Source organism: Rheinheimera sp. UJ63 (assembly GCF_021568285.1).
In the GTDB taxonomy this organism is placed as follows: domain Bacteria; phylum Pseudomonadota; class Gammaproteobacteria; order Enterobacterales; family Alteromonadaceae; genus Alishewanella; species Alishewanella maricola.
On sequence record NZ_JAKGTQ010000008.1, the window covers coordinates 35,456 to 56,184 of the forward strand.

General features: G+C 45.3%; 21 protein-coding genes and 1 tRNA gene. 7 read left to right on the forward strand and 15 right to left on the reverse strand.

All coding sequences use genetic code 11. The features are described from left to right. Positions 1–28: 28 nt before the first annotated feature. The 5 genes from L1N97_RS15690 to L1N97_RS15710 all read right to left on the reverse strand — a co-directional run bounded on the left by L1N97_RS15690 (position 29) and on the right by L1N97_RS15710 (position 4,591). A complete protein-coding gene (locus tag L1N97_RS15690; protein ID WP_236130449.1) occupies positions 29–448 on the reverse strand; it encodes a hypothetical protein in 420 nt (139 codons plus the stop codon). Continuing rightward, a complete protein-coding gene (locus L1N97_RS15695) occupies positions 445–2,943 on the reverse strand; it encodes a tetratricopeptide repeat protein (protein ID WP_236130450.1) in 2,499 nt (832 codons plus the stop codon). Before L1N97_RS15695 ends, L1N97_RS15690 begins: the two co-directional genes overlap by 4 nt. Positions 2,944–3,019: 76 nt before the next feature. Further along, entirely contained in the window at positions 3,020–3,235 is a 216-nt protein-coding gene (locus tag L1N97_RS15700; protein WP_226751025.1) for a TIGR02450 family Trp-rich protein, read from the reverse strand. A 44-nt stretch (positions 3,236–3,279) separates the two neighbouring features. Then, on the reverse strand, positions 3,280–3,603 hold the full coding sequence (locus L1N97_RS15705) for a hypothetical protein (protein ID WP_236130451.1): 324 nt from the start codon (positions 3,601–3,603) through the stop codon (positions 3,280–3,282). A 67-nt stretch (positions 3,604–3,670) separates the two neighbouring features. After that, a complete protein-coding gene (locus L1N97_RS15710; RefSeq protein ID WP_236130452.1) occupies positions 3,671–4,591 on the reverse strand; it encodes an alpha/beta fold hydrolase in 921 nt (306 codons plus the stop codon). Positions 4,592–4,926: 335 nt separating this feature from the next. On the opposite strand from L1N97_RS15710, the gene L1N97_RS15715 reads away from it, so the two are divergent. The 3 genes from L1N97_RS15715 (at position 4,927) to L1N97_RS15725 (ending at position 6,906) form a co-directional block, all read left to right on the forward strand. Next, positions 4,927–5,175, forward strand: coding sequence for a DUF3297 family protein (locus L1N97_RS15715; RefSeq protein WP_226751022.1), 249 nt, complete (start codon positions 4,927–4,929; stop codon positions 5,173–5,175). Positions 5,176–5,377: 202 nt separating this feature from the next. Further along, on the forward strand, positions 5,378–6,160 hold the full coding sequence (folM, locus tag L1N97_RS15720) for a dihydromonapterin reductase (RefSeq protein ID WP_236130453.1): 783 nt from the start codon (positions 5,378–5,380) through the stop codon (positions 6,158–6,160). A 110-nt stretch (positions 6,161–6,270) separates the two neighbouring features. Beyond that, complete coding sequence (locus L1N97_RS15725; RefSeq protein ID WP_236130454.1) at positions 6,271–6,906, forward strand: GNAT family N-acetyltransferase; 636 nt, start codon at positions 6,271–6,273, stop codon at positions 6,904–6,906. A gap of 131 nt (positions 6,907–7,037) precedes the next feature. Here L1N97_RS15725 and L1N97_RS15730 read toward each other — a convergent pair whose 3' ends face one another. Next, positions 7,038–8,192, reverse strand: a complete 1,155-nt coding sequence (locus L1N97_RS15730) for an iron-containing alcohol dehydrogenase (protein WP_236130455.1) — start codon at positions 8,190–8,192, stop codon at positions 7,038–7,040. A 52-nt stretch (positions 8,193–8,244) separates the two neighbouring features. Next, the gene (locus L1N97_RS15735) at positions 8,245–9,084 is read right to left on the reverse strand and encodes a type 1 glutamine amidotransferase domain-containing protein (protein WP_236130456.1); all 840 of its coding nucleotides are present in this window, start codon (positions 9,082–9,084) and stop codon (positions 8,245–8,247) included. Between the two features lie 134 nt (positions 9,085–9,218). Between L1N97_RS15735 and L1N97_RS15740 the strand changes: the two genes are divergently transcribed. After that, positions 9,219–10,133: a LysR family transcriptional regulator gene (locus tag L1N97_RS15740; RefSeq protein WP_229587396.1), complete on the forward strand. Its 915-nt coding sequence runs from the start codon at positions 9,219–9,221 to the stop codon at positions 10,131–10,133. A 46-nt stretch (positions 10,134–10,179) separates the two neighbouring features. Here the strand turns inward: L1N97_RS15740 and L1N97_RS15745 are convergent, their stop codons facing one another. Further along, positions 10,180–12,567, reverse strand: coding sequence for a zinc-dependent metalloprotease (locus L1N97_RS15745; protein ID WP_236130457.1), 2,388 nt, complete (start codon positions 12,565–12,567; stop codon positions 10,180–10,182). Between the two features lie 228 nt (positions 12,568–12,795). On the opposite strand from L1N97_RS15745, the gene L1N97_RS15750 reads away from it, so the two are divergent. After that, complete coding sequence (locus L1N97_RS15750; protein WP_236130458.1) at positions 12,796–13,533, forward strand: substrate-binding periplasmic protein; 738 nt, start codon at positions 12,796–12,798, stop codon at positions 13,531–13,533. Between the two features lie 50 nt (positions 13,534–13,583). Here L1N97_RS15750 and L1N97_RS15755 read toward each other — a convergent pair whose 3' ends face one another. The 5 genes from L1N97_RS15755 to L1N97_RS15775 all read right to left on the reverse strand — a co-directional run bounded on the left by L1N97_RS15755 (position 13,584) and on the right by L1N97_RS15775 (position 17,712). Continuing rightward, positions 13,584–14,546 (reverse strand): GGDEF domain-containing protein, encoded by a 963-nt coding sequence (locus tag L1N97_RS15755; protein ID WP_236130459.1) that lies wholly within the window; start codon positions 14,544–14,546, stop codon positions 13,584–13,586. A 142-nt stretch (positions 14,547–14,688) separates the two neighbouring features. Further along, positions 14,689–15,369, reverse strand: a complete 681-nt coding sequence (locus L1N97_RS15760) for a hypothetical protein (protein ID WP_236130460.1) — start codon at positions 15,367–15,369, stop codon at positions 14,689–14,691. Positions 15,370–15,491: 122 nt separating this feature from the next. Further along, a complete protein-coding gene (locus L1N97_RS15765) occupies positions 15,492–16,085 on the reverse strand; it encodes an ATP-binding cassette domain-containing protein (RefSeq protein ID WP_236130461.1) in 594 nt (197 codons plus the stop codon). Between the two features lie 165 nt (positions 16,086–16,250). After that, positions 16,251–16,628 carry a hypothetical protein gene (locus L1N97_RS15770; protein ID WP_236130462.1) on the reverse strand — a complete coding sequence of 126 codons (378 nt, stop codon included), beginning with the start codon at positions 16,626–16,628 and terminating at the stop codon, positions 16,251–16,253. A gap of 85 nt (positions 16,629–16,713) precedes the next feature. Further along, complete coding sequence (locus tag L1N97_RS15775; protein WP_229587376.1) at positions 16,714–17,712, reverse strand: SMP-30/gluconolactonase/LRE family protein; 999 nt, start codon at positions 17,710–17,712, stop codon at positions 16,714–16,716. 331 nt (positions 17,713–18,043) lie between these two features. On the opposite strand from L1N97_RS15775, the gene L1N97_RS15780 reads away from it, so the two are divergent. After that, positions 18,044–18,511, forward strand: a complete 468-nt coding sequence (locus L1N97_RS15780) for an Hsp20 family protein (protein ID WP_229587525.1) — start codon at positions 18,044–18,046, stop codon at positions 18,509–18,511. Positions 18,512–18,628: 117 nt separating this feature from the next. Here L1N97_RS15780 and L1N97_RS15785 read toward each other — a convergent pair. Further along, positions 18,629–18,715: transfer RNA gene (locus tag L1N97_RS15785), tRNA-Leu, on the reverse strand. A gap of 446 nt (positions 18,716–19,161) precedes the next feature. On the opposite strand from L1N97_RS15785, the gene L1N97_RS15790 reads away from it, so the two are divergent. After that, positions 19,162–19,665 carry an RDD family protein gene (locus L1N97_RS15790; protein ID WP_236130463.1) on the forward strand — a complete coding sequence of 168 codons (504 nt, stop codon included), beginning with the start codon at positions 19,162–19,164 and terminating at the stop codon, positions 19,663–19,665. Here L1N97_RS15790 and lptG read toward each other — a convergent pair. Beyond that, positions 19,662–20,729 (reverse strand): LPS export ABC transporter permease LptG, encoded by a 1,068-nt coding sequence (gene lptG, locus L1N97_RS15795; RefSeq protein ID WP_229587372.1) that lies wholly within the window; start codon positions 20,727–20,729, stop codon positions 19,662–19,664. The two genes, L1N97_RS15790 and lptG, sit on opposite strands and share 4 nt — an antisense overlap.

Consider the following 20,729-nt stretch of genomic DNA (forward strand, 5'->3'; position numbering starts at 1 on the left):
CAGCATAAATCACTATAATGAAAACAGCTTACTTAATAATGATCCTAGGGTCAAAGTCTTCACAGCCTGCGACTTTGACACCGTAATCGTAATGCTGCACAGCGTCATTTTTGATGCGACATTTTAATTTACCCTCAGTATTCGACTCTAAATTACAATTTGGTTTAAAGGGGGAATCTTCATAAAAATAAATTTGATAGTCTTTTATGTCGGCACTTTGCCATTCAATATGCTTATCGGGTTTTATGCAAACACAGTTGGCGATACCTTCACATTGACCACGCTGACCATTATTTTCTTTACAATTATCTTCACCGACAGGTTCAATGCCGACAATACAGTAACCGCCTGCAACTGGCGTCGCTTCAATTTGTAACACCTGATCTTTATCCGCCGCAAACAACGAGTAGCTGCCGGTTAAAATCATGAACATCAGTAAGGTTTTCATCTATATATTCCTTCATGTTGATTAATCGATACTGCATTTCCAGAACGGCGAGATGAGATCTCATGGGGAATTTTTGGATCAGCCGCCACCAAAGAGGCCGGATAACCGAAGTCGATAGCTTGCTGTAAATACGTTATGCCCTGTAAAGCACGCTGGCAGGTAAAGTTGGCGATGGCTAAATCATAAAACACGTAAAAGTCAGTCAGGTTATTCGCTAGTAATTGCTGTTCAGTATCAAGGGCTTGCTCACATTGCTGTAGCTCTGCTTGTAATCGGCTAATTTGCGATAATAGCGGCTGAGCTTGAGCATTGATCACCAAATTACCCTGCGCTAAGCTAAGCGCCCGCTGATACAGATCCAACGCTTCTTGTTGCCGTTCCGCCTGCACATCAAGCACATCGGCTAGATTAGTCCAAATGGTGTAATCCGCTGGGCTCACGGCTAACGCTTGTCGATAGAGCTGCTCGGCTTGCAGATAATCGCCCGCAAAATATAACGCCGTGCCAAGGTTAGAAAACGATAACGAGACAGGCGATAACTCCACCACTTGCTGCCAAACTGTTATCGCCTGCTGAAACTGCCCGCTTAAAAACCATGCCGCCGCAAGGCTATTTAGCACATCGGTACTGCCTGGTTTTAAGCGCGACGCTTGCTCAAAACGACGCGCAGCGGCAGCAAAATTGGCATTGTCATATAAGAACCGGCCGTAATGCATATAGTTTTGCCAATATCCGGGCTCTAATTCGATGGCTTGATTAAACAGCAACTCCGCTTCTTGTGACTGCTCTTTAGCACTTAACACTCTGGCCTTACCGGTAATAGCATCAACCCAGCGGCTATTAACGGCAAGTGCTTGCTCATATTGCGCGATAGCTTCTGGGTATTGACCACGCAACCGGTACAGCTCGCCTAAAGCAGAATACACTTCTGCTTGGTTAACCGCTAAACCCGCGGCATGTTGGCAAGCGGTATTGGCTAAATCGAACTCTTCGATATGTCGAGTCAGGGCATATTTATCTAAATGCACCTTACACAAACTGGCTGAAGCCAATGCAAAATCAGCATCTTCCTTTAAGGCCTGTAATAACAGCTGTTCAGCCGTATCTAAACTGGCCAAATCATCATATTTTTTCAGCTGTTGCTGAGCCTGCATGTAGGCATCAAACGCTTTGAAGTTATTGGTTATTTGATAATCACGCCCGGTTAAACTAACGGACACTTGCGGCATCACTAACACCAACGCATTTTGCACCTGTCGATGTAAATCGCGTTGCAATGTCGGTAAGGCTTGCTCTGGCTGAGCTAAACGTGTCGACCAGCGCTGCATACCAGTGGCGGTTTCAACCAACGAAATCGCCAGCTGAAACTGTTCATCCTCAATGTGCATACGCCCCTCTAGCACATACTCCACCCGCAATTGTTCCGCTAATTGTTGATAGCTCAGATCCGTACTGATATTTTGCATTGCCCGATCGGCCAGTACCGGAAATTGATTCAGTTGCGTTAAGGAATACACTAACTCATCACGGATCCCCGACAGCAGATAATCGGCTAATTTGCTGCCATGCTGCAGCTGAAACGGCAAAATGGCTAAGGAGTTTGCGATAGGCGCCAGAGCCACGGTTTGCTGCACAATAGCCGGGGCTTGCTGCACATCATCATCAATGGCCAACTTTATTGAGCGACCTAACAACCACACCGCCGTAAACGACAGCAACAAAAAACCTAAATCGACGGCTAATTGCCGCCGCCAAAACTGCCGTTGCTGTGGATTATTCGACAAAGCCATCCGTCTTTTGCGCTCGCGTAAGTCACCTACCCAGGTAATCAACAACACCACCGGAAAACCTACCAGCAAGACCAGTAAAGTCAGCTTCATGCCTGTCGCCGAGATATTCATAAGCGGAAAGGTGATGGCCATAACCTGAATAAATAACCAAACACTGACTAGAAACGCCACGCTTACACTAAACAGCCGACTGCCGCGAAATAGTGACATCAACCACGACCAATGCCGATTTACCACGACAGTTTGGCTTCGCCGCTCTATCAGTGGTGGTGCATTGGCTGCGCTGGGAGTAGGATGAGATTGCAGTGGCGTGAGCAAGCGATACCCACGCCGAGGTAGGGTTTGAATAAACACCGGGCATTCTTTATGATCCCCTAATACATGCCGGATCTCACTAATCGCATGGGTTAAATTTGCCTTAGGTGCATCGGCATCAGCCCAAACTGCCAACAATATCTGTTGTTGCGGTACGATTTCTTCAGCATGCAGCGCTAACTGTAACAGCACTTCAAATGCTTTAGCGGATAAATGTCGGTACTCGCCATTGACCACCACAAACCCTTTCTCAGGCAGAACGGTAATATCACTTAAACAAAAACCCGCCTGTAACGTCTGAGCGGTAAGCTCGACATCGGGCGGGTTAGTTGTTATTAATAATTTATCCTGATTATCCACTACCATCACTGTTAACTGAATAAACGACAACTCATGGTCGCTTATTATTTAAACAAGTATGGCAAAGGTTGGCTTAATTACCAGCATGGTCAGCAAATGAAGGCGACTACTTCCAGCCTTGTTGCCAAATCCGAATGTCTTTTAATTCTTGCCATTGAATAGGCATTGAACGCTTCGACATCACCGCTTCTATCGTGCAAGCAAGCACATTCCCCTCTTCATCAAACTCGACTTCATTAACCATAAAATGCTTTTCTTTGTTTATCGGTTTTATTGCTGTCCATTTGCTCTTGAGCAATTTATTCGGATTAATTTGATTCATCATTCACACCTTAAAGCCGGCTTATTTCAGCCAATGTTGTATTTTTATTTTGCCGATAAGACAGATTGACTTCTGAGTACTTTTGCTAAAAATAGCTCAAACGGTATCCATAGCAGCAAAGCAAAGCCTATTTGAATCAATAATGCTAAAGGATGATCAATAAAAAAGACTGGTTGATACAGCAAGATAATCAAGAGCAATAACGCCAAGTAAATAGCGAGACAGATGCTGGTCAACAACCACGGAAAAGGCTTATAAACTAAGCCGCTTTTACAGTGCGGACAGGCTATCCGTGTAGGGAATGCCGCTTTCATAATGGCTAAAACGCCAATATCCTTGTTGCAAATGGGACAATGTTTACCGTTCAAAAGCAGCGCTCCTTTTGCATATCATCTGGTTTTAATTGCTAAGACTTTAATTAACCATCAAAAAAGCTCAATCGACCTTGTCAGATAGTCGTGTTGCGGTCTGGTTTGCATCAGCCAAAAACTGCTTAAAAACAGTTACCGTACTGCTGGGATCTTCTTCCTGTGGCACATGACCCAACCTATTAAAACGCACCAATTGACTCCCAACAATATCCTGATGAAAGCGATCAGCCATAGCAGGTGGAATAAGACGATCGCGGTCTCCCCAAATAATCAGTGTTGGCAACTTCAGATCCTTAATTCGGTTCACTAACGACTCGGTTTGTGTTTGCCGCAAACGCTGACTTAAAGCCTGACGATTACCCGCTCGAGTAGTAAGCTCGAAATAACGATCAATCAGTTCAGCCGTGACTAAGGCAGGATCACCATAAACATTCTTCACGCTACTTTCTATAACGCTACGCGGTAAAACCTGCTCCATCAGTTTGTTTAATAGAGGAATACGGGCAATCATAAAGCCAATAGGTACAGACTGCGCTTGATTTGGATAACCACTGGCATCAACCAGCACCAGTTTTTTTATACGTTGTGGATAAAGCACCGCCGTCGCCCAGGCCACATTACCCCCTAAAGAGTTGCCCACGATCACCACTTGCTCTAGTTGCAACTCATCGAGTAGGGCTATAACAATTCGTGCATAGTTTTCAATACTATAGTTGTTATCAGCTGAAGGGCCAGTTAAACCAAAACCAGGTAAATCAAATCGAATGACACGACGCTGGTCTTTTAACGCATGCACCCAGCCATCCCAAGTGTGCAGCGAAGAACTGGTTCCATGTATCAGTACAATAGGGGTGGGATCGTCGCGAGGGCCCTCATCCCGCAGATGCAGCTGCATGCCAGCCACATCAACAAATTGAGAAGGTGCTTGCGCCCAGCGCACTCGAAGTTGTTCGACGGTACGATCAGGTACACGATGTAATGCCATGTATATCACGATACCGATAACCAGTATCAGACACAAAGCCCCCACTAACCTCATTAAAAGCCGCATACTTATCATCCACCATCAGGCCTTTGCTTAAATCACTATGACAGATTCTTTCATTTACTCGACTTTCATACGAAAAGGATGTTTTTGTAGGCGTCAGTCATGCCGTCAATCATTAAACATCCGTTGTCACAACCATAACACAGACTTTGCGTCCTATTTTTGTATTCCCCACTTTTGGTAATGTGTAAGCTGTTTCTTACCAACACACTTGAGCGAGATCGCCGCTTTGCATACAATGGCGCCCAACTAATTTCAGACAGAGCACTGCTATGAACGATACGACCGCACGCCCAGACTTACCGGACCACCTTTCTGTTAATCCTCGCAGCCGTTTCTATGTTGAAGCTATTTTTGAACACGACATCGGTATTCGATTAAATGGCAAAGAGCGCTTTGATGTAGAAGAATATTGTATCAGCGAAGGTTGGGTAAAAGTGGCGGCTGGCAAGGCATTAGACCGTCGTGGCCAACCCCTATTAATGACCCTAAAAGGCACAGTTGAAGCCTTCTATCGTTAATGATTAACCATCAACTCAGCCGTGCAGCACAAGGTATTTTTTAGGCGGCTTAGATTGATGAAACCGTAGCAGGCGCTTCGCTGCTACGGTTATTCAGCTCACTTCTTCGCACTTCGTCAATTTCGCGGTTGTTTTAACAGCAAAACCCAACAACACTTTATCGCGTATAAGGCTTTTTTAGCGTTTTCATAGGGTTTTTTATATGCAAAGCAGCACCGTTTCTCAGGCTTCCTCAGATAAAGGCATCATTGTCATTACCGGTGCCGGCCAACGTGTCGGGTTATATTGTGCCAAGGCATTGCTTGAACATGGCTATCAACTGGTGGTGACTTACCGCAAAATGACAACGGGCATCCGTGAGCTGCAACAAGCGGGCGCGCAGTGTATTGCTACCGATTTAAATGACTTAACCAGTATGGCATCGTTTATTGCAGCACTGGCGCCCTATCCTGCGATCAGAGCGGTGATTCATAATGCTTCGAGCTGGCAAGCAGATCGCCCGCAAGCCGCAACAGCTCAGCCGCAAGATATACTGAGCCAGTTACAGCAGGATGCAGAGGTTTTTGATACGATGCAGCATATCCATGCGCGTGCCGCCTATTTGTTAAATCGAGCCCTGTTGCCCCAATTACTCGCCAGTACGGAGACTGCCGATATTATTCATTTAACCGACTTTGTTGCCAGTGTCGGTAGCAGCAAACATCAAGCCTATGCTGCCTCTAAGGCCGCATTGGAAAACTTAACGCTATCACTATCACGTAAGTTAGCGCCTAAGGTGAAAGTGAATTCGATTGCCCCAGCGCTATTGATGTTTAACGAGCATGATGATGCAGCTTATCGCGAAAAAGCATTGAAAAAATCCTTAATGGGCATTGCCCCTGGCCCAGATGAAGTATTACAAAGCGTGTTGTACTTGCTAAATAGCCGCTATATTACCGGTCGTTGCTTAGCGCTGGATGGCGGCCGTCATTTGCAATTACCTTAACTCTCGCGGCATAAATACTGCCACACCTCGTATTAAGACATTGCCACATTTACCTGCTCAGTTAGCTTTGCTAGCATAAGGCACACTTTATTCACTGAAATAATGGTCTTATGTCTAGCAAACCTATCACCACTTGGTATTTACAGTATCAAGGCCCTACCCTGTCACTACCCGACTGGCCAACCGACTGTTTGCTGATGGAAGCCCGTCGACCGAGCCCAGAGCTCAGCCAATTTTTATTTCACGCTGTAGGTACGCCTTGGCACTGGTTTAGCCGCTTAAGCTGGGATTATCAGCAATGGCTGGATCATGTTGCAAATGAAGATGTTCGCACCTGGGTGCTGTATCAAGATGGCAGTATTGCCGGTTTTGTCGAGCTGAACTTACACCCAAGTACACCCAGTGCGGTGGCTGGCTCAACAGAGGCCAAGCAGTGCAGTGTCGAATTAAAGTTTTTTGGTTTATTACCCGCATTCACCGGCCAAGGCCTAGGCCCTAAATTAAGCCAAGCCGCTATTGCCTTAGCGCAGCAGTGGTTACAAGCGCAGAAAAATGCAGAAACGCCGAATATCTGGGTGCATACCTGCTCGGACGATCATCCTGCAGCCTTAGCGACTTATCAGCGAGCGGGCTTTGTTGAATATCATCGCGAACAAGAAGCGGCAACGATACCTGTGGATTATGCAGAAGCGGCGTTATGTCGCTCTTATGTCCACTCGCGCTTAGCGCGATTTCAAAAGCCTTAGCGCTTATCAGAAAAAAAGCTGCCCGCAAACCGTTGAAAAATTTACCTTTCGTGAGGTAAGCGAGATACTTATAAATAAAAAAACAGCGGCTTAAAACCGCTGTTTTTATTCGGTAAGTTAACTTAGCCGTATCAAAGCGCCAGCGTAAGGATCTGCCGTGCTTTAGCTAAATCGATATCGCCATGCTCGCCTAACGCCGTCATGCCATTACGCTCGAGATTGGCAACTAATTTATCAATATCCGCTTCGGCTAAGTTGTAATCGCTTAAACGTGTTTTAACACCCATGTTTTCAAAGAAGTCTTGCGTCGCTTTGATGGTTAAATCAATCACTTCATCTTCTGAGCTATTATTGATGTTAAATACGCGCCGACCAAACTGCAGCAGCTTTTGACGTTTCTTCTCGCGCTGCACATACATCAGTGTCGGCAACACTACCGCCAAGGTTTGTGCATGATCCAGCCCGAATAACGCCGTTAATTCGTGACCAATCATATGCGTTGCCCAATCTTGCGGCACGCCTTTACCAATTAAACCGTTTAACGCCATAGTCGCCGACCACATCACGTTAGCACGCACATCGTAATCATCGGGTGTGGCTAAGGCTTTTGGCCCTTCGCTAATTAAGGTTTGTAAAATACCCTCGGCAAAACGATCTTGCAGCGGCGCATTTACTGGATAAGTAAGATACTGTTCAATTACATGCACAAAGGCATCCACCACACCATTACTCACCTGCTTGACCGGTAACGACAGCGTATACACCGGATCTAACACTGCAAAGGTTGGCTGCACGAGATCAGAGGCAAAGGCACGTTTTTGCGCAGTGGCTTTGTTGGTAACAACCGAGTTACCGTTACTCTCAGAGCCCGTCGCGGGTAAGGTTAATACGGCACCAATGGGTAAGGCATGTGCAAAGGCCGCGCCTTTGGCCAGAATATCCCACGGCTCACCCTTGAAATGGGCTGCTGCTGCAATAAACTTAGCACCGTCAATCACACTGCCGCCGCCGACAGCTAAAATAAAGTTAATGTTTTTGGCTCGCACTAACTCGACAGCTTGCATTAAGGTTTCTAGGGTCGGGTTGGGTTCAACCCCTGCAAATTCATGAAAATTTACGCCATCTAGTAACGCTATCACGTCATCATAAACGCCGTTGCGTTTAATCGAGCCACCACCATATAAAAACAGCACCTTGGCATCTTGTGGTAAACGACTTTTCGCTTCTTTAATTTGACCTTTACCAAATAAGATTTCTGTTTGATTTTTAAAATTAAAATTTAACATCATTACTCCAAAATAAGGGGAATACTGCTGGCTCGCTGGCCAGCAGTTAACATTACTTAGCGGCTAATTGCTTTAATACTTCGGCAGCAAGGGCTTTATCCGAAAAAGGGTTTTGCCCAGTAATCAGCTCGCGGTCTACCACCACATTCGATGTCCAATCAGCAGCATACTGCATATTGCCACCGGCCTGCTGCATGGCCTGGCCTGGGTAATACTGCAGCTTTTTGCCGTCAAGTGAGCCTTCAAATACCGCTTCTTCACTGTTCGAGAAAATGGTCATCTTGTAGCCGGCATAAATCCAGTCACTGGCTTTAGGGTTAGTTTGCTCAATTAAACCTTGCTGAAAAGCCATTGGGTTTTGTTGGGGTGACAATAACGCTATCGGCCCATGACAAATGGCCGCAGTAGGCTTAGCGTTAGCATTAAAATGCGTCAGTATTTTGCCGACTTCAGGATTGTTAGCTAAATCAATTAAAGGCGCATGACCACCTGGAATAAACACCGCTTTATACTGCGCTAAACCGCCGTCTAAAATTTCACGCAGCGACAAGGTATCGTCGATGCCAGGGATCGCGGCAATAACCTCTTTGATACGCTGCATTTCAGCAGCACTGCCACCAAAATAGTCGGTGGTGACTGATTTTTGATCGACCACCGGCGCATTACCTTTTGGCGTAGCTAGCACCAACTCATAGCCGGCTTGAATAAAAGCATCAGCCGGTACGCCAAACTCATTTAAGTAATAACCGGTACTAATGGTTTTACCCTCTTGCAGCTGCATTTCGCTTTCGCTTGATAACAACACCAAGATCTGACCTTTACTGTCTGATGCCATAACGCCTTGGCTAAATACGCTAACGAGTGCTACGGCAATTAAGCTTTGCTTGAACATAGTGACTCCTTTGGTTTCACAGGCCGACGTGACCGCCGCTGTGTTTTTAGTGAGTAAAGCTTAAAGGGTTTTACTTGTGGTTAGAACTCAGCTCTTTTACTATCAGCCATCATATTTCTGATGGCTGATAGTAAATGTCGTATTTTGTGCAGTTACGCACCTTTGTTGAAGTGTATCGCTGCGGCACCATTACCAAGGCCGCCGCCAATTTAGGCTTATCACAACCGGCAGCCACCGCGCATATTCAAAGTATCGAATCTTGGGTGGGCTTTGCGTTGTTTGAGCGCAAAGCTCGCGGTGTTGAACCCACGGTAGCGGCCCATGATTTAGCACTGCAAGTGGCACGACACTTTGATGCCGTCGAGCAAAAGCTAGCGTCAGTGCGTAATCGTAATAGTGCCGTTTATGGCACCTTGAACATTGCCGGGCCGGCTGAATATATTAGCTATATTGCCGGTGCACAGTTTGCTAATTTACTGCAAGCGGGTGAAGTGAATTTAGTGGTACACGTGGGTAATAAAGATCGTATTTATCAGTTATTGGCTGAAGGTACCGCGGAATTGGCGATCACAGCTTCTACTCCCGATCCTGCCTTGTATGATTATCAAATTATTGATAGCGAGCGTTTAATTTTAGTGACCAACCGCTTTAATGGCCAGCAATTAGCCCAGCAAACCTTAAGTAGCGAACAGTTAAAACTGTATCCCGTGGTCAGTTACGACGAGACACTGCCATTGATCCGGCCGTATTTTAAAACCGTGTTTAATGACAGCTGTTTGTCACCGATCGCCGCCATTTGCCCCGATATTCGTGCCATAGCTGGCATTATAAAAGCCGGTATTGGTTATAGCGTTTTACCCGATTATTTGTGTAAAGAGGCGATAACAGCAGGGGAGTTGATGCAATTAGGGCCAGAAGGGCCTGAGAATTTTATCTATTTAGTTTGGCGCAAGGGCGCACTAAAACACCCGCGGATCAGCTACGCCAAAGATATCTTGATGGCGTTCGCCAACATTAATAAATATGCCCATCAAAAAGCCAGCAGTTAAGCTAACCGCCGACAATCTGACGATTGCCGGCTTGCTGTTATAACCGTTAAATTGGCGAGCCTGGTGGCGCTTGTAAGGTTTTCACCTTATTGAGATCCGCTGCCGCATTACTCACTTGCCCCGCCATTTTCAATAATAACAAATGGTGCGCATCATTACCCAAAGCGAACTTTTCGCTGAGCTCTTGCAGATGAAACAATAACTCTGCGCGCAGTTCTGGCGCTAATTCTGTTGACTTAGCCAGCGCTAATAACTGCTGCAAATAACTGATTTGCATGCGTCGACTGAGCAAAGGTTGGGTTGCAACCGGCTGCTGAATTTGTTGCCAAGTAGCCGCTAAAACCGCACTGACACTGGGCACCTTGTTATCAAACTGTTGTTGCCACTGCAGCCGAGCTAAACGCTGCTCATCCAATAAAATGGCTAAGCTTTGATTGGCGGCCGCTTCGGCTAAAGATAGCGGGTCAAAAATCAACCCCGTATAACCTTGTGGGCTCTCGCGACTACTGCGATAACCATAGGCTTTAGGGGGAATTAATGCCTGGATCTGCGCACTTAACGCCAATTGTGCTGGCTCTAAGGTTTTCAATAATGCCGCTAACGCGCGTTGCTGTTCAGCACCCGACAACGGTTGATAATCTGGCGCCACATTCGCCGTTTTAACCTGATAACTATATTGATAACCGCCGAGCCATTTCCCGACGGCTTCGGTTTGGTAGCGATGCGAAAAATACAGCGGCACTAGAATTTCCGCTAAATCAGAATAAGGGCGCTCAAACGCCAGAGTCGCGGGGCTAAAATTTGCCAAGCCCTGTTGGCGTACCGCTAAAATACGCTCTAACTCGGTAACCGCATCGGCGCCACCGTCCCATAAACTCGAAAATGCATGTGCTTTGCTAATGCCATTACTGTCGGCATCAGACATAAACACAAAACCGGCATTATTCGATTCTGCAATAAAGGCTAAGCGAGCAGCGTCATCCGCAAAATCACCATAACCGTATTGCACAACCCGTTTATCCCAAGCCCCAATACCCGTGGCATAAGCATCGTTTAAATTGATGCTTTGCTCAGGCGTTAAAGTAAATTTCGGATGCGGGTAATCCATCACCGAGGCACGGTCTTGATTACTGGCGGCAAAGTTATGCGCAATGCCTAGCGTATGGCCAATTTCGTGTGCCGATAATTGCCGAATACGCGCTAACGCCATCTCGGTTAGTTCAGACGCCACGATGTCGGGCTCCGTAAACGGTGACGTCATACCTTGCGCCAACAAATAATCTTGTCGCACCCGCAGCGAACCTAAAGTGACATGCCCTTTAATAATCTCGCCGGTACGTGGATCAATCACACTGCTGCCATAAGACCAACCGCGCGTCGCCCGATGTACCCATTGGATCATGTTATAACGCACATCCATGGCATCAGCGCCTTCAGGCATCATTTTTACCACAAACGCATCTTTGTATCCGGCCGCGGTAAAAGCATCATTCCACCAACGCGCGCCATCTAATAGTGCCGAACGAATCGGCTCTGGTGTACCTGCATCCAAATAATACACAATCGGCTCAACAGCTTCGCTCAGCTTGGCCGTGGGATCTTTTTTCGCTAAACGGTGGCGTGGGATCACACGCTGGGTAATAGGTTGATCAATAGGGGCAGCGTAATCTTCATAGTCGAAAGACCAAAAGCCGCTTTGTGGATGAAAGGTGCGCGGGATAAAGCCGGGTTCAGGCAGCGCAACAAAACTGTGATGCACGCGCACACTAATTTGGTAAGGATCAGGCGCCACTTGGCGCACAAAATTACCCGGATTATCGCCAGTAAAGGTTAAGGTCGCTTCAAGCTCAGTATTTCTTGCAAAGCTTTTCGTCCGAGGCCAATACAACGCCGAATGGCTCGGCGTTAGCGTAAAATCGCCTTGCCCGCGCGCTTTCAAAATACGTGCTACGCCATGGCTATCGCTGACCACGAAATCGGTCGCATCGATCAGCACGCTTGTGGCATCACGCGCCACTACGCTAAAACTGCCAATAATGGCACTGGCAAAAGCCTCATCGACTGAACGTTGCTCTAAAGGATTGTTCGATTCGGCACGAAATTGCGTATTGTGCTGGCGTAATAACATTTTGTCGCCAGCATCTTCAAAACTGACCAAGCGTGCGCCTAACTCCATCAATTGCCCGCGATCTAAACCGATATCATTTGAACCTAACCCCTGTGGCAAGCTGGAATAATAAAGATATTGCTGATCACTCGCCGGCACCTGCAAATAGACCTTACCCGCCTCATTATCACGATAAAGCGTAAACAAACCCGGTTCAGCATCAAGCCGCTGACTATAATCGGCTAAACTCTGCTGCTCAGTGGCTGGTTGACAACCACTGAGCAATAATAAAAAGACCAGCCCACAAGCTGCAAAAAACTTTTCCATCAACGCCATCCTTTCAATCATTCAAGCCTCTACCATAAAGGTTTTTACGCCGTCTTGTATATGATTAAAAAGGAAAATTAGGAACATAATTGGTGAGATTACTGACTGATGTCATGCAACTGCCGCAATCTACCACGCAGCAAGGAGCACGGTTTTATGCCGTTCTCTGCTGGTATAACACTATTTATCCACTACACTCCAATGCAGAAAAATAATAAGATGGTGTAAATGACCATCCGTAACTTAGCGGTACACAATATGCGCATTGTCCTGATCTGCTTTTTACTGTTAGCTTGGCCCTGCTTTTCGGCTCAGAAAACACTGAAAGTGGCCGTCAATATTGGCCCGCCATGGGCCTTTCAGCCTGCAGGGCAAGAAGTCACCGGCATTGATGTTGAGATATTACGGCATGTATTCCAGCAAATGGGCTACGCCACAGAATTTCACTTATTAGGTTATAGCCGGCTGATTAAAGACTTTAACGAGGGCAAATTTGATGTGGCCAGCCCAGCTGCTTTTGAATCGAATAGCGGTTTTCAAACGCAGCCTTATTTACCTTTTCAAGATGTAGTCGTTTCTCTTCAATCAGAGCAGCAAAAAATCAAACATACCGATGATTTAAAAGGAAAAAGAATTGTTACTTACCAATTCGCTCATGCGGTGCTGGCTGATCAGTTAAGTCATGTTATTCAAGACACAAATTATTTAGAGGTCGCTGATCGGGAATTACAATTAAGATTACTGGTAAATAACCGCACAGATGTGGTGATTGGCGAGCGCCGTTTATTAACACACATTTTCAAGCAATATTACCCGCAAGAGCAATTCTCGATCCATCCTATCTTTGTAGCAAAATCCTATGGTGCGATTATTAAAGACAAACAGTTACAGCTGCAATTTGATCAAGAGCTTACCAAACTGATGGCGTCTGACAAGTATCAACAACTGCTGAAACAGTGGCCTTAAAAACATCCATCGCGGCATAACACCTTCTGCGATGCTAACCCTAAGGCTGCTTAACTAAAACAAACCTGATCTCGACCATTTGTTTTAGCTTGGTACATCATGTCGTCAGCGCGTTGTAATAAACTTTGCGGCGTATCCGTCATTTGGCAGTCAGTAACACCAATACTAACAGTACAATTAGGCAAAGCCTGTTTAGTCGATTGCTGATTAAGTGCCAACCGGATCCGTTCAGCCAGTTCAACCGCAGGGTCAATGGCGGTATCAGGCAAAATAATCAAAAACTCCTCGCCACCAATTCGGCCAATAAAATCTATTTTTCTGATCTGCTGTTTAAAGCATTCAGCCGCGAATTTCAGTGTTTGATCACCCGTTTGATGGCCATGATCATCATTAATAGCTTTAAAATGATCAAGATCGAGCATCATGATACATAGTGATGACTTTTGCCGCAGGCAACGTAATAACTCAATATCAAGGATGCGCATGATTTCTCGACGATTCGCTAACCCTGTCAGCTCATCCGTGGTAGCCAGCTTTTCTAATTGCGCGGTACGCTTTGCTACTTCTGACTCTAAATGCTGATTGGCTTGTGCTAATTTTTTTTCAGCAAGGGTTAAAGCAACAATTTTCTCTTCGAGATTGCGCTTACTCGGCATCGCTATCGCATAAGGCAATAAATGCCACAGCATAATGGCCGTTGCAATAGAGATAATGCCCGTTAATGATTTCACAATGCCGTGAATATAGTAGTAACCATGCCAAACATTAACGACGCCCAAAAAATGGGTTGCACCGCAAAAAAATATAAAACAAGCAAACATCAACACGATCCAACTAAACTTTAAGTCATCACGCATTTTAACTAACCGAAGCAATGCCAAAGGGATCAGCATATAAGCCACAAAGGTCATCAAGTCGCCGCCGACATGCAAAATCAGTAAATCTGTACGCCAGAGCAAACAATGACCGTGCGGCATAAAGCTACCGTTAAACAAGTCGTTGATAAATGTCATGTTGAACTCCACTGCCTCACTACGTTATTCAGTTTAGCTAACAATCAACGTTTATGGGGGAGTAATCCTTACACTAACGAGTACGTTCAATATGAACAACTGCCATGCAGCAACTATTAATGCTAGCTATGGCTTAAATTTCTTAACCCAAAAAGAATAATGCCGGCAACAAAAAGCTCAGCCACACTAGGCTTATCGTGGTTATAAAAATGAATTTTTGATGCTGATAGTACTGTATAGACACACTTTGAAAAAACAGGGTATAAACCTTAAATTCGTGCCAGATGAAATGTGTGCAAGCTATGATTAATGGCACAAGCATTATATAACCAATCACCAGAGCACCCATATCAAACAGCAAATTTTGACTGCCTAGTAATAACATGGTCATAGTTAAGCTTACACAGCAACAAACAGTCAGCCGCAACGCAATTCGAGTTAAAGACAAATAAACAAATTTTAAATCGATGGGTAACTGCAATATTACAATGCTAAAGTTAGTTTTGCCCTGTAAATGCCTAACGCTTAGTAAAACTATAAATGTGCTCAAAAGCACCAGTAACAACACGCACCGCAGCACAGTATTAGTTGAGAAGGGAGCATGCACAAACCCGGACACCAACAAAATAAACACAGGAGTGCAGAATTTAAGCTGGCTTTTACAGTATAAATGTTGAAACTGCCAAACGCCGAAGGTATCCATTGCCCAGCAAAAATAACGCTGGTGCACCACAGCAGCATGCAGTTTAAGAAGTCCAAGTACCAGCACAATGAACAAAACCAATGCCAATACAAAGCGGCTATCCAGAATGGGTAATGACAAGGCCCAATAACCAGGTAAAGGAATAAGTAAAAGTACGACTGGCGATATTAGTGCGCCGAGGCCAATTAATACACGATAAAAAACGCTATTATTCGCTCTATGCTCACTAAAAAGACCACGCTCTATCTCGTTAAACTGCTTAACCCAGACTCAATACGTAACTCATCTTGTATATGAACTGTAAAACGCTGCTCATGATCAACGATCAGCATAGGCCTGTTATCTTCAAACAAGGCTTGTATCACAAGATCAGCCGTTTCATCATCTAAGCCATTTAGAGGCTCATCTAACAACAACATGTCATGAGTAGAGCTTAAGGCAACTGCAACACGGAGTTTTTGCCTTGTACCAGTGGATAACTTACCAGCTTGAGTTTTTTGGTAGGGCTGTAAAGACAACACTTTCATATAGTGTTCAAACACGTCAGCCTGAATGACTGATTCTTGTAAATATAAATGACTGATTTGTTCTAGGGTTAACATCTCTGGATAATAAATGCAGTCTGACAAAAGACCGATTCGATTTACACCATGAGGATAAAGAATGACGCCTTGATCTGGCTTTTCAAACCTAGCAAGTAACTTAAGAAAAGTGGTTTTACCTGAACCATTTTTACCAGCTAGCCGGATCTTGTGTAATGGTATTTCAACAGAAAGATTAGTTAGCACTGTTTGGTTTCCAAACCGTTTTGAAATATTTTCTACCTGAATCGCCACTAAAACAGCCTCTTACCTAGCTATGACTAAAATTGTTTAATATCCATTGTTTCAGAGTTGAAGCTCAAATATGAATCATCATCATTAATAACCAACCGCAAAAATAATAAATAACCAAAATAATGATTACCTAAGTGTTAACAAAGGCAGTTCAGGCCTCAACTATTAATGCTCTGCTTGCCTCTTATGGCCTAATACCAACACAATCGCCGAAGAGTTAAATGAAAGCACAAAGACCTTACTCATTAAAATACCTAAGTGATTAAGGCCAGTGATATTAATCAGTGATGCCAGACCGACTAATAACAACACAATAATAAACAATGCAATAAACCGATAACCGCGGATAGTCTGCAGCTTAATTAGTGCTTTCGTAAATATAAAATACGCCAGCAGCACCCCTAGAATGGAAGACGCTATACAGCGTAAAAAAGACAGTATGCCAAAGGGCTGATCGTCGATAAAAAACTCAACAACATAAAACGTCAGCGGCACCACCACCAGCAAGATCCAAAGCCACTGTTTAGTTGAAAGGTTATTCATTTAAAGTTCCAAGGGTTATCACAACGCTACTCTTTAATGGCTGAACTTTTAAAGGTTAGCCAAAATCGATTTTTTTGTGTTCCGTCTACTGCGGTTTTAGTGCAATACGGAGTAAATAATGGGTGGCAGTAATATATAACCAGCGGTTATCGGCACTTAATGCCACATTAGCAGAGGCGACACCGGTTTGAATAGTACCTAAATGTGCGCCATCAGGTGAAATCACCCAAACACCACCCGGCCCCGTGGCCAATAACACACCTGATGGTAATACTTTCAAACCATCGGGTAAGCCGCGCTGTTGCTGCGCCTGTGCGGTGGCATCCAGGAATAGCTCACCTTCAGCCACACTGCCATCGGCTTGTAATAGATAACGCCACCACTGTGCGGCAGCGCGATCAGAGTTGGCTACGTACAACCATTTACCATCTGCGGAAAACGCTAAGCCATTCGGCCGAGTTAATTGCGTAACCAATAACGTCACTGTGCCATCGGGTGCCAACCGATAAACACCATTTACAGGTTGCTGTTTGTCTGGCGAAGCGTCACCACCGGCTAAACCGTATGGCGGGTCAGTAAAATAGTAGGCTCCGCTACTGTGTTGTACGACATCATTCGGGCTGCTAAATAACTTATCGTTGTAACGCATCGCCAGTGTTTGATATTGCGGCACGCCCTCTTGCATCCCAGTAAATAGCGCTAAACGGCGATCACCATGCTGCGCGATAACAAGCTGCTTATCCGCATTAAAAATCAGACCATTAGCCCCCTGCTGCCGGTTATTCTCGGGATGTAAACCGGTGTAACCCGATGGCTGCAAAAACAATGTTAAGCCGGCGTGTTCATTCCAACGGTACACTTTATTTTCAGGCACATCAGAAAACACAATATCGCCACTACCCGGCTCGGCAATCGGCCCTTCTGACCAGCTAAAGCCTTCGGCCAATATTTCTAAAGTGGCATCTTCAGCAATAATCTCAGCCAATTGTGGTTGTAGCATCAACACAGGCCTTTGGGGCAGTGGTGTCGTTTGTGCCAAAACCGCCGGCGTTAACAAGGCTAAAAGTAGCATTCGAAGCAGCATGGTAGATCCTCAAGATTAAACAGCTTGGCTAAGGCTAGCAGCAGTTTCACTACACCTCTAGCTAAGAATTAACTTTAAACGGCATTTTACACTGCGACTTAATCATTCGGCTTTAATACTACAGCAGCACGTTCCCAAACCGCTTTCATAATTACTGCCAACCAAAAATGTTTAACTTTATGCTTGAAAAAACCAACCGTGACCTTATTTATTTAGCAAGGTGGCCGGATACGGCACCTTGAATGAAACCGACAGCCGCTGTGCTGTTAACCCTAACGCCCGTTCAATTGAAGGGCAAAAAAACTACCTGTTTGCTGAAGAGGAATTGGTTATGACAAACATTGACTTAGCACCATTTTACCGTTCATTTATTGGCTTTGATCACTTAGCAAATTTAATGGATGCCGCAGCGCGTAATGAAAAACAACCTGCCTACCCACCTTACAATATTGAAATTACCGGCGAAGATCAGTACCGCATCACGATGGCGGTAGCAGGCTTCGACGAGCAAGAAATGAGTATTGAGACCGAACATAATACGTTACTGGTTAAAGGGCAAAAAGCCGGTAAAGAAGAAGGCCGTCGCTTTGTGCACCAAGGCATCGCCGAGCGTAACTTTGAGCGTAAATTTCAATTATCCGATTACATTAAGGTAACCGGCGCCCACATGGCGCATGGCCTGCTGCATATCGAGCTAGTACGCGAAGTACCCGAAGCGTTAAAGCCGCGTAAAATCAGCATTGGCAACAGCACTAGCCAAGTTCAAAACGAGCTATTAAAAGCCCAAAACGTGGCTTGAACTAACTAAAGAATAGAAAAAGCCCTGACTTATCAGGGCTTTTTGCTTTCTGTAAAAAAGATTTAAAGCGAAGCGCTTAAAACAAAAAACCGCCGATAAAGGCGGTTTCTTTCAATTTGGTGCCTAGGGTCGGACTCGAACCGACACGGAGTTTCCCCCGGCGGATTTTGAATCCGCTGCGTCTACCGATTTCGCCACCCAGGCATTGAGAGGACTTGCAAACAGTATGCAGCTTGGCTACTGTTTTCAAAACTTTTGAACTGTAGACGTTTCAAGAGTTTAAAAATCTAATTTAAAAGCCTAACGGTAAAGTTAACTAACCTGTACAAGGCTTTAAATTAAAGTTCTCGCATTATACGATGCGCGGCTGACTGTGCAAGTGCTTTATGCGGTTTATTGTATAAGCCTGATGCATTTGCTTATTTTTACAGCAAGATTGTAACCGAGTGACTAAGCATCCTAATGATTGCAAGCCAACATACACTTAAGTGCCACTGGCGGCTAATGCGATCTTGTCAGCGCAAGGCTCGGTAAAAAGCCGTTCATCTGTGCACACTCGCTAAAAAGCGACCGACTAAATAAACGCTCGTCTTTAGCTTGCTTTCAGTGTCATGCTAAACTTGCGACTTCAGTTTAAAAGGAAACCCGATATGTACGCTAATGCGCCAAGAGCGGGCTTTGCCCGTCGTCTCTCTGCGATTATTTATGATGTTTTAATCTTATGCGCGTTGGTAATGCTGGCAGCAGGGGTCGCCATGTTGTTGGTGCAACTGCTGGTATGGGGTGCCGTTGTGTCGATTGAAGGCTATGCTGACATTGCCGATTATTTAAATAGTAGTTGGCGTCGCTGGGTCTACCTTGGCTATTTTGTTGCCATCATATTAGGCTTTTATGTGTACTTTTGGTCTAAAGCGGGGCAAACCTTAGGCATGCGCGCTTGGCGCATGTTATTGGTAACAGATGCTGGCGCACCTTTATCGCTGCTACAAGCGTTAAGTCGTGCCTTGTTATCGCTAGGCGGCTTAGGAAATATTTGGTTATGGTTACGTTGGGGTAAAGGTTTGGCTCTGCAAGATCAGTTTACGGGCACACAAATGATCGTATTAACCAAAGAGCAAAGCAAAGCGCTGAATCTGCACGACACAGCGCGTTAAACTTTTTGGCGCATAAAGTACAGCGAGATCCCGATAAACAATAAACTGGGTATCGCTGCACCGGCTAAGGGCGGTAGTTGATAGACGAGCGCTAAAGGCCCGAACACTTCATTACTCATGTAAAAGCCAAAGCCCGTTAAGATCCCCAATAACACCCGCGCGGCCATGGTAACGCTACGTAGCGGACCAAATATAAACGATAAAGCCAATAACAACATAGCCCCCACCGTAACCGGCTGCAGTACCTTACGCCAATAGGCTAATTGGTAACGGCTGGCGTCTTGGCCATTTTGCTGCAAATAATCGACATACTCCATTAAACCTTGCAGCGATAGCATTTCAGGCTTAACCGTTACCACGCCGAGTTTTTCAGGGGTAAGGGTGGAACGCCAACGTTGGCTTTCTGCTTCAACGCGAATAATTTGCTCAGGCGTAAAATTTAACGCGGTAACCTGCTGTAAACGCCAAGCATCCTCGATGTATACCGCACTGATTGCCGTGATTTTTTGCTGCAAAGCCAGGTTTTCGTCAAATTGGTAAATGGTTAATTCTTGTAAGTTACCAACATCATCGACTTCTTTGATATTAACAAAACTATCGCCATCTTTCGCCCAAACGCCTTGGCGGGCCGCAAATAAGTTACCGTCAGAAATCGCTTTTATGCGCAGCTCTCGTGCCGCACGATCACTGACCGGCGCGCCCCATTCTGCAATAGCCATCATCACTAACACCATCAATACCGCTGACTTCATCACCGAACTGATAATATTTAAACGCGATAAACCCGCCGCCTGCATCACCACTAATTCGCTGTTACTGGCCAACATGCCCAGGCCAATTAACCCGCCAATCAGTGCTGCCATTGGAAAGAAAATCACCACATCACCCGGTACGCTGTACAAGGTAAACAAGGCGGCATGCACCATATCGTAATAACCGCGACCAATAGAGCGCATTTGATCGATAAAACGAAACATGGATGACAGACCAATTAACACAGTAAGCGTAAGCACACTGGTCATTAAAATAGTGCGGCCAATATAGAGATCGAGAATTTTCAGCAT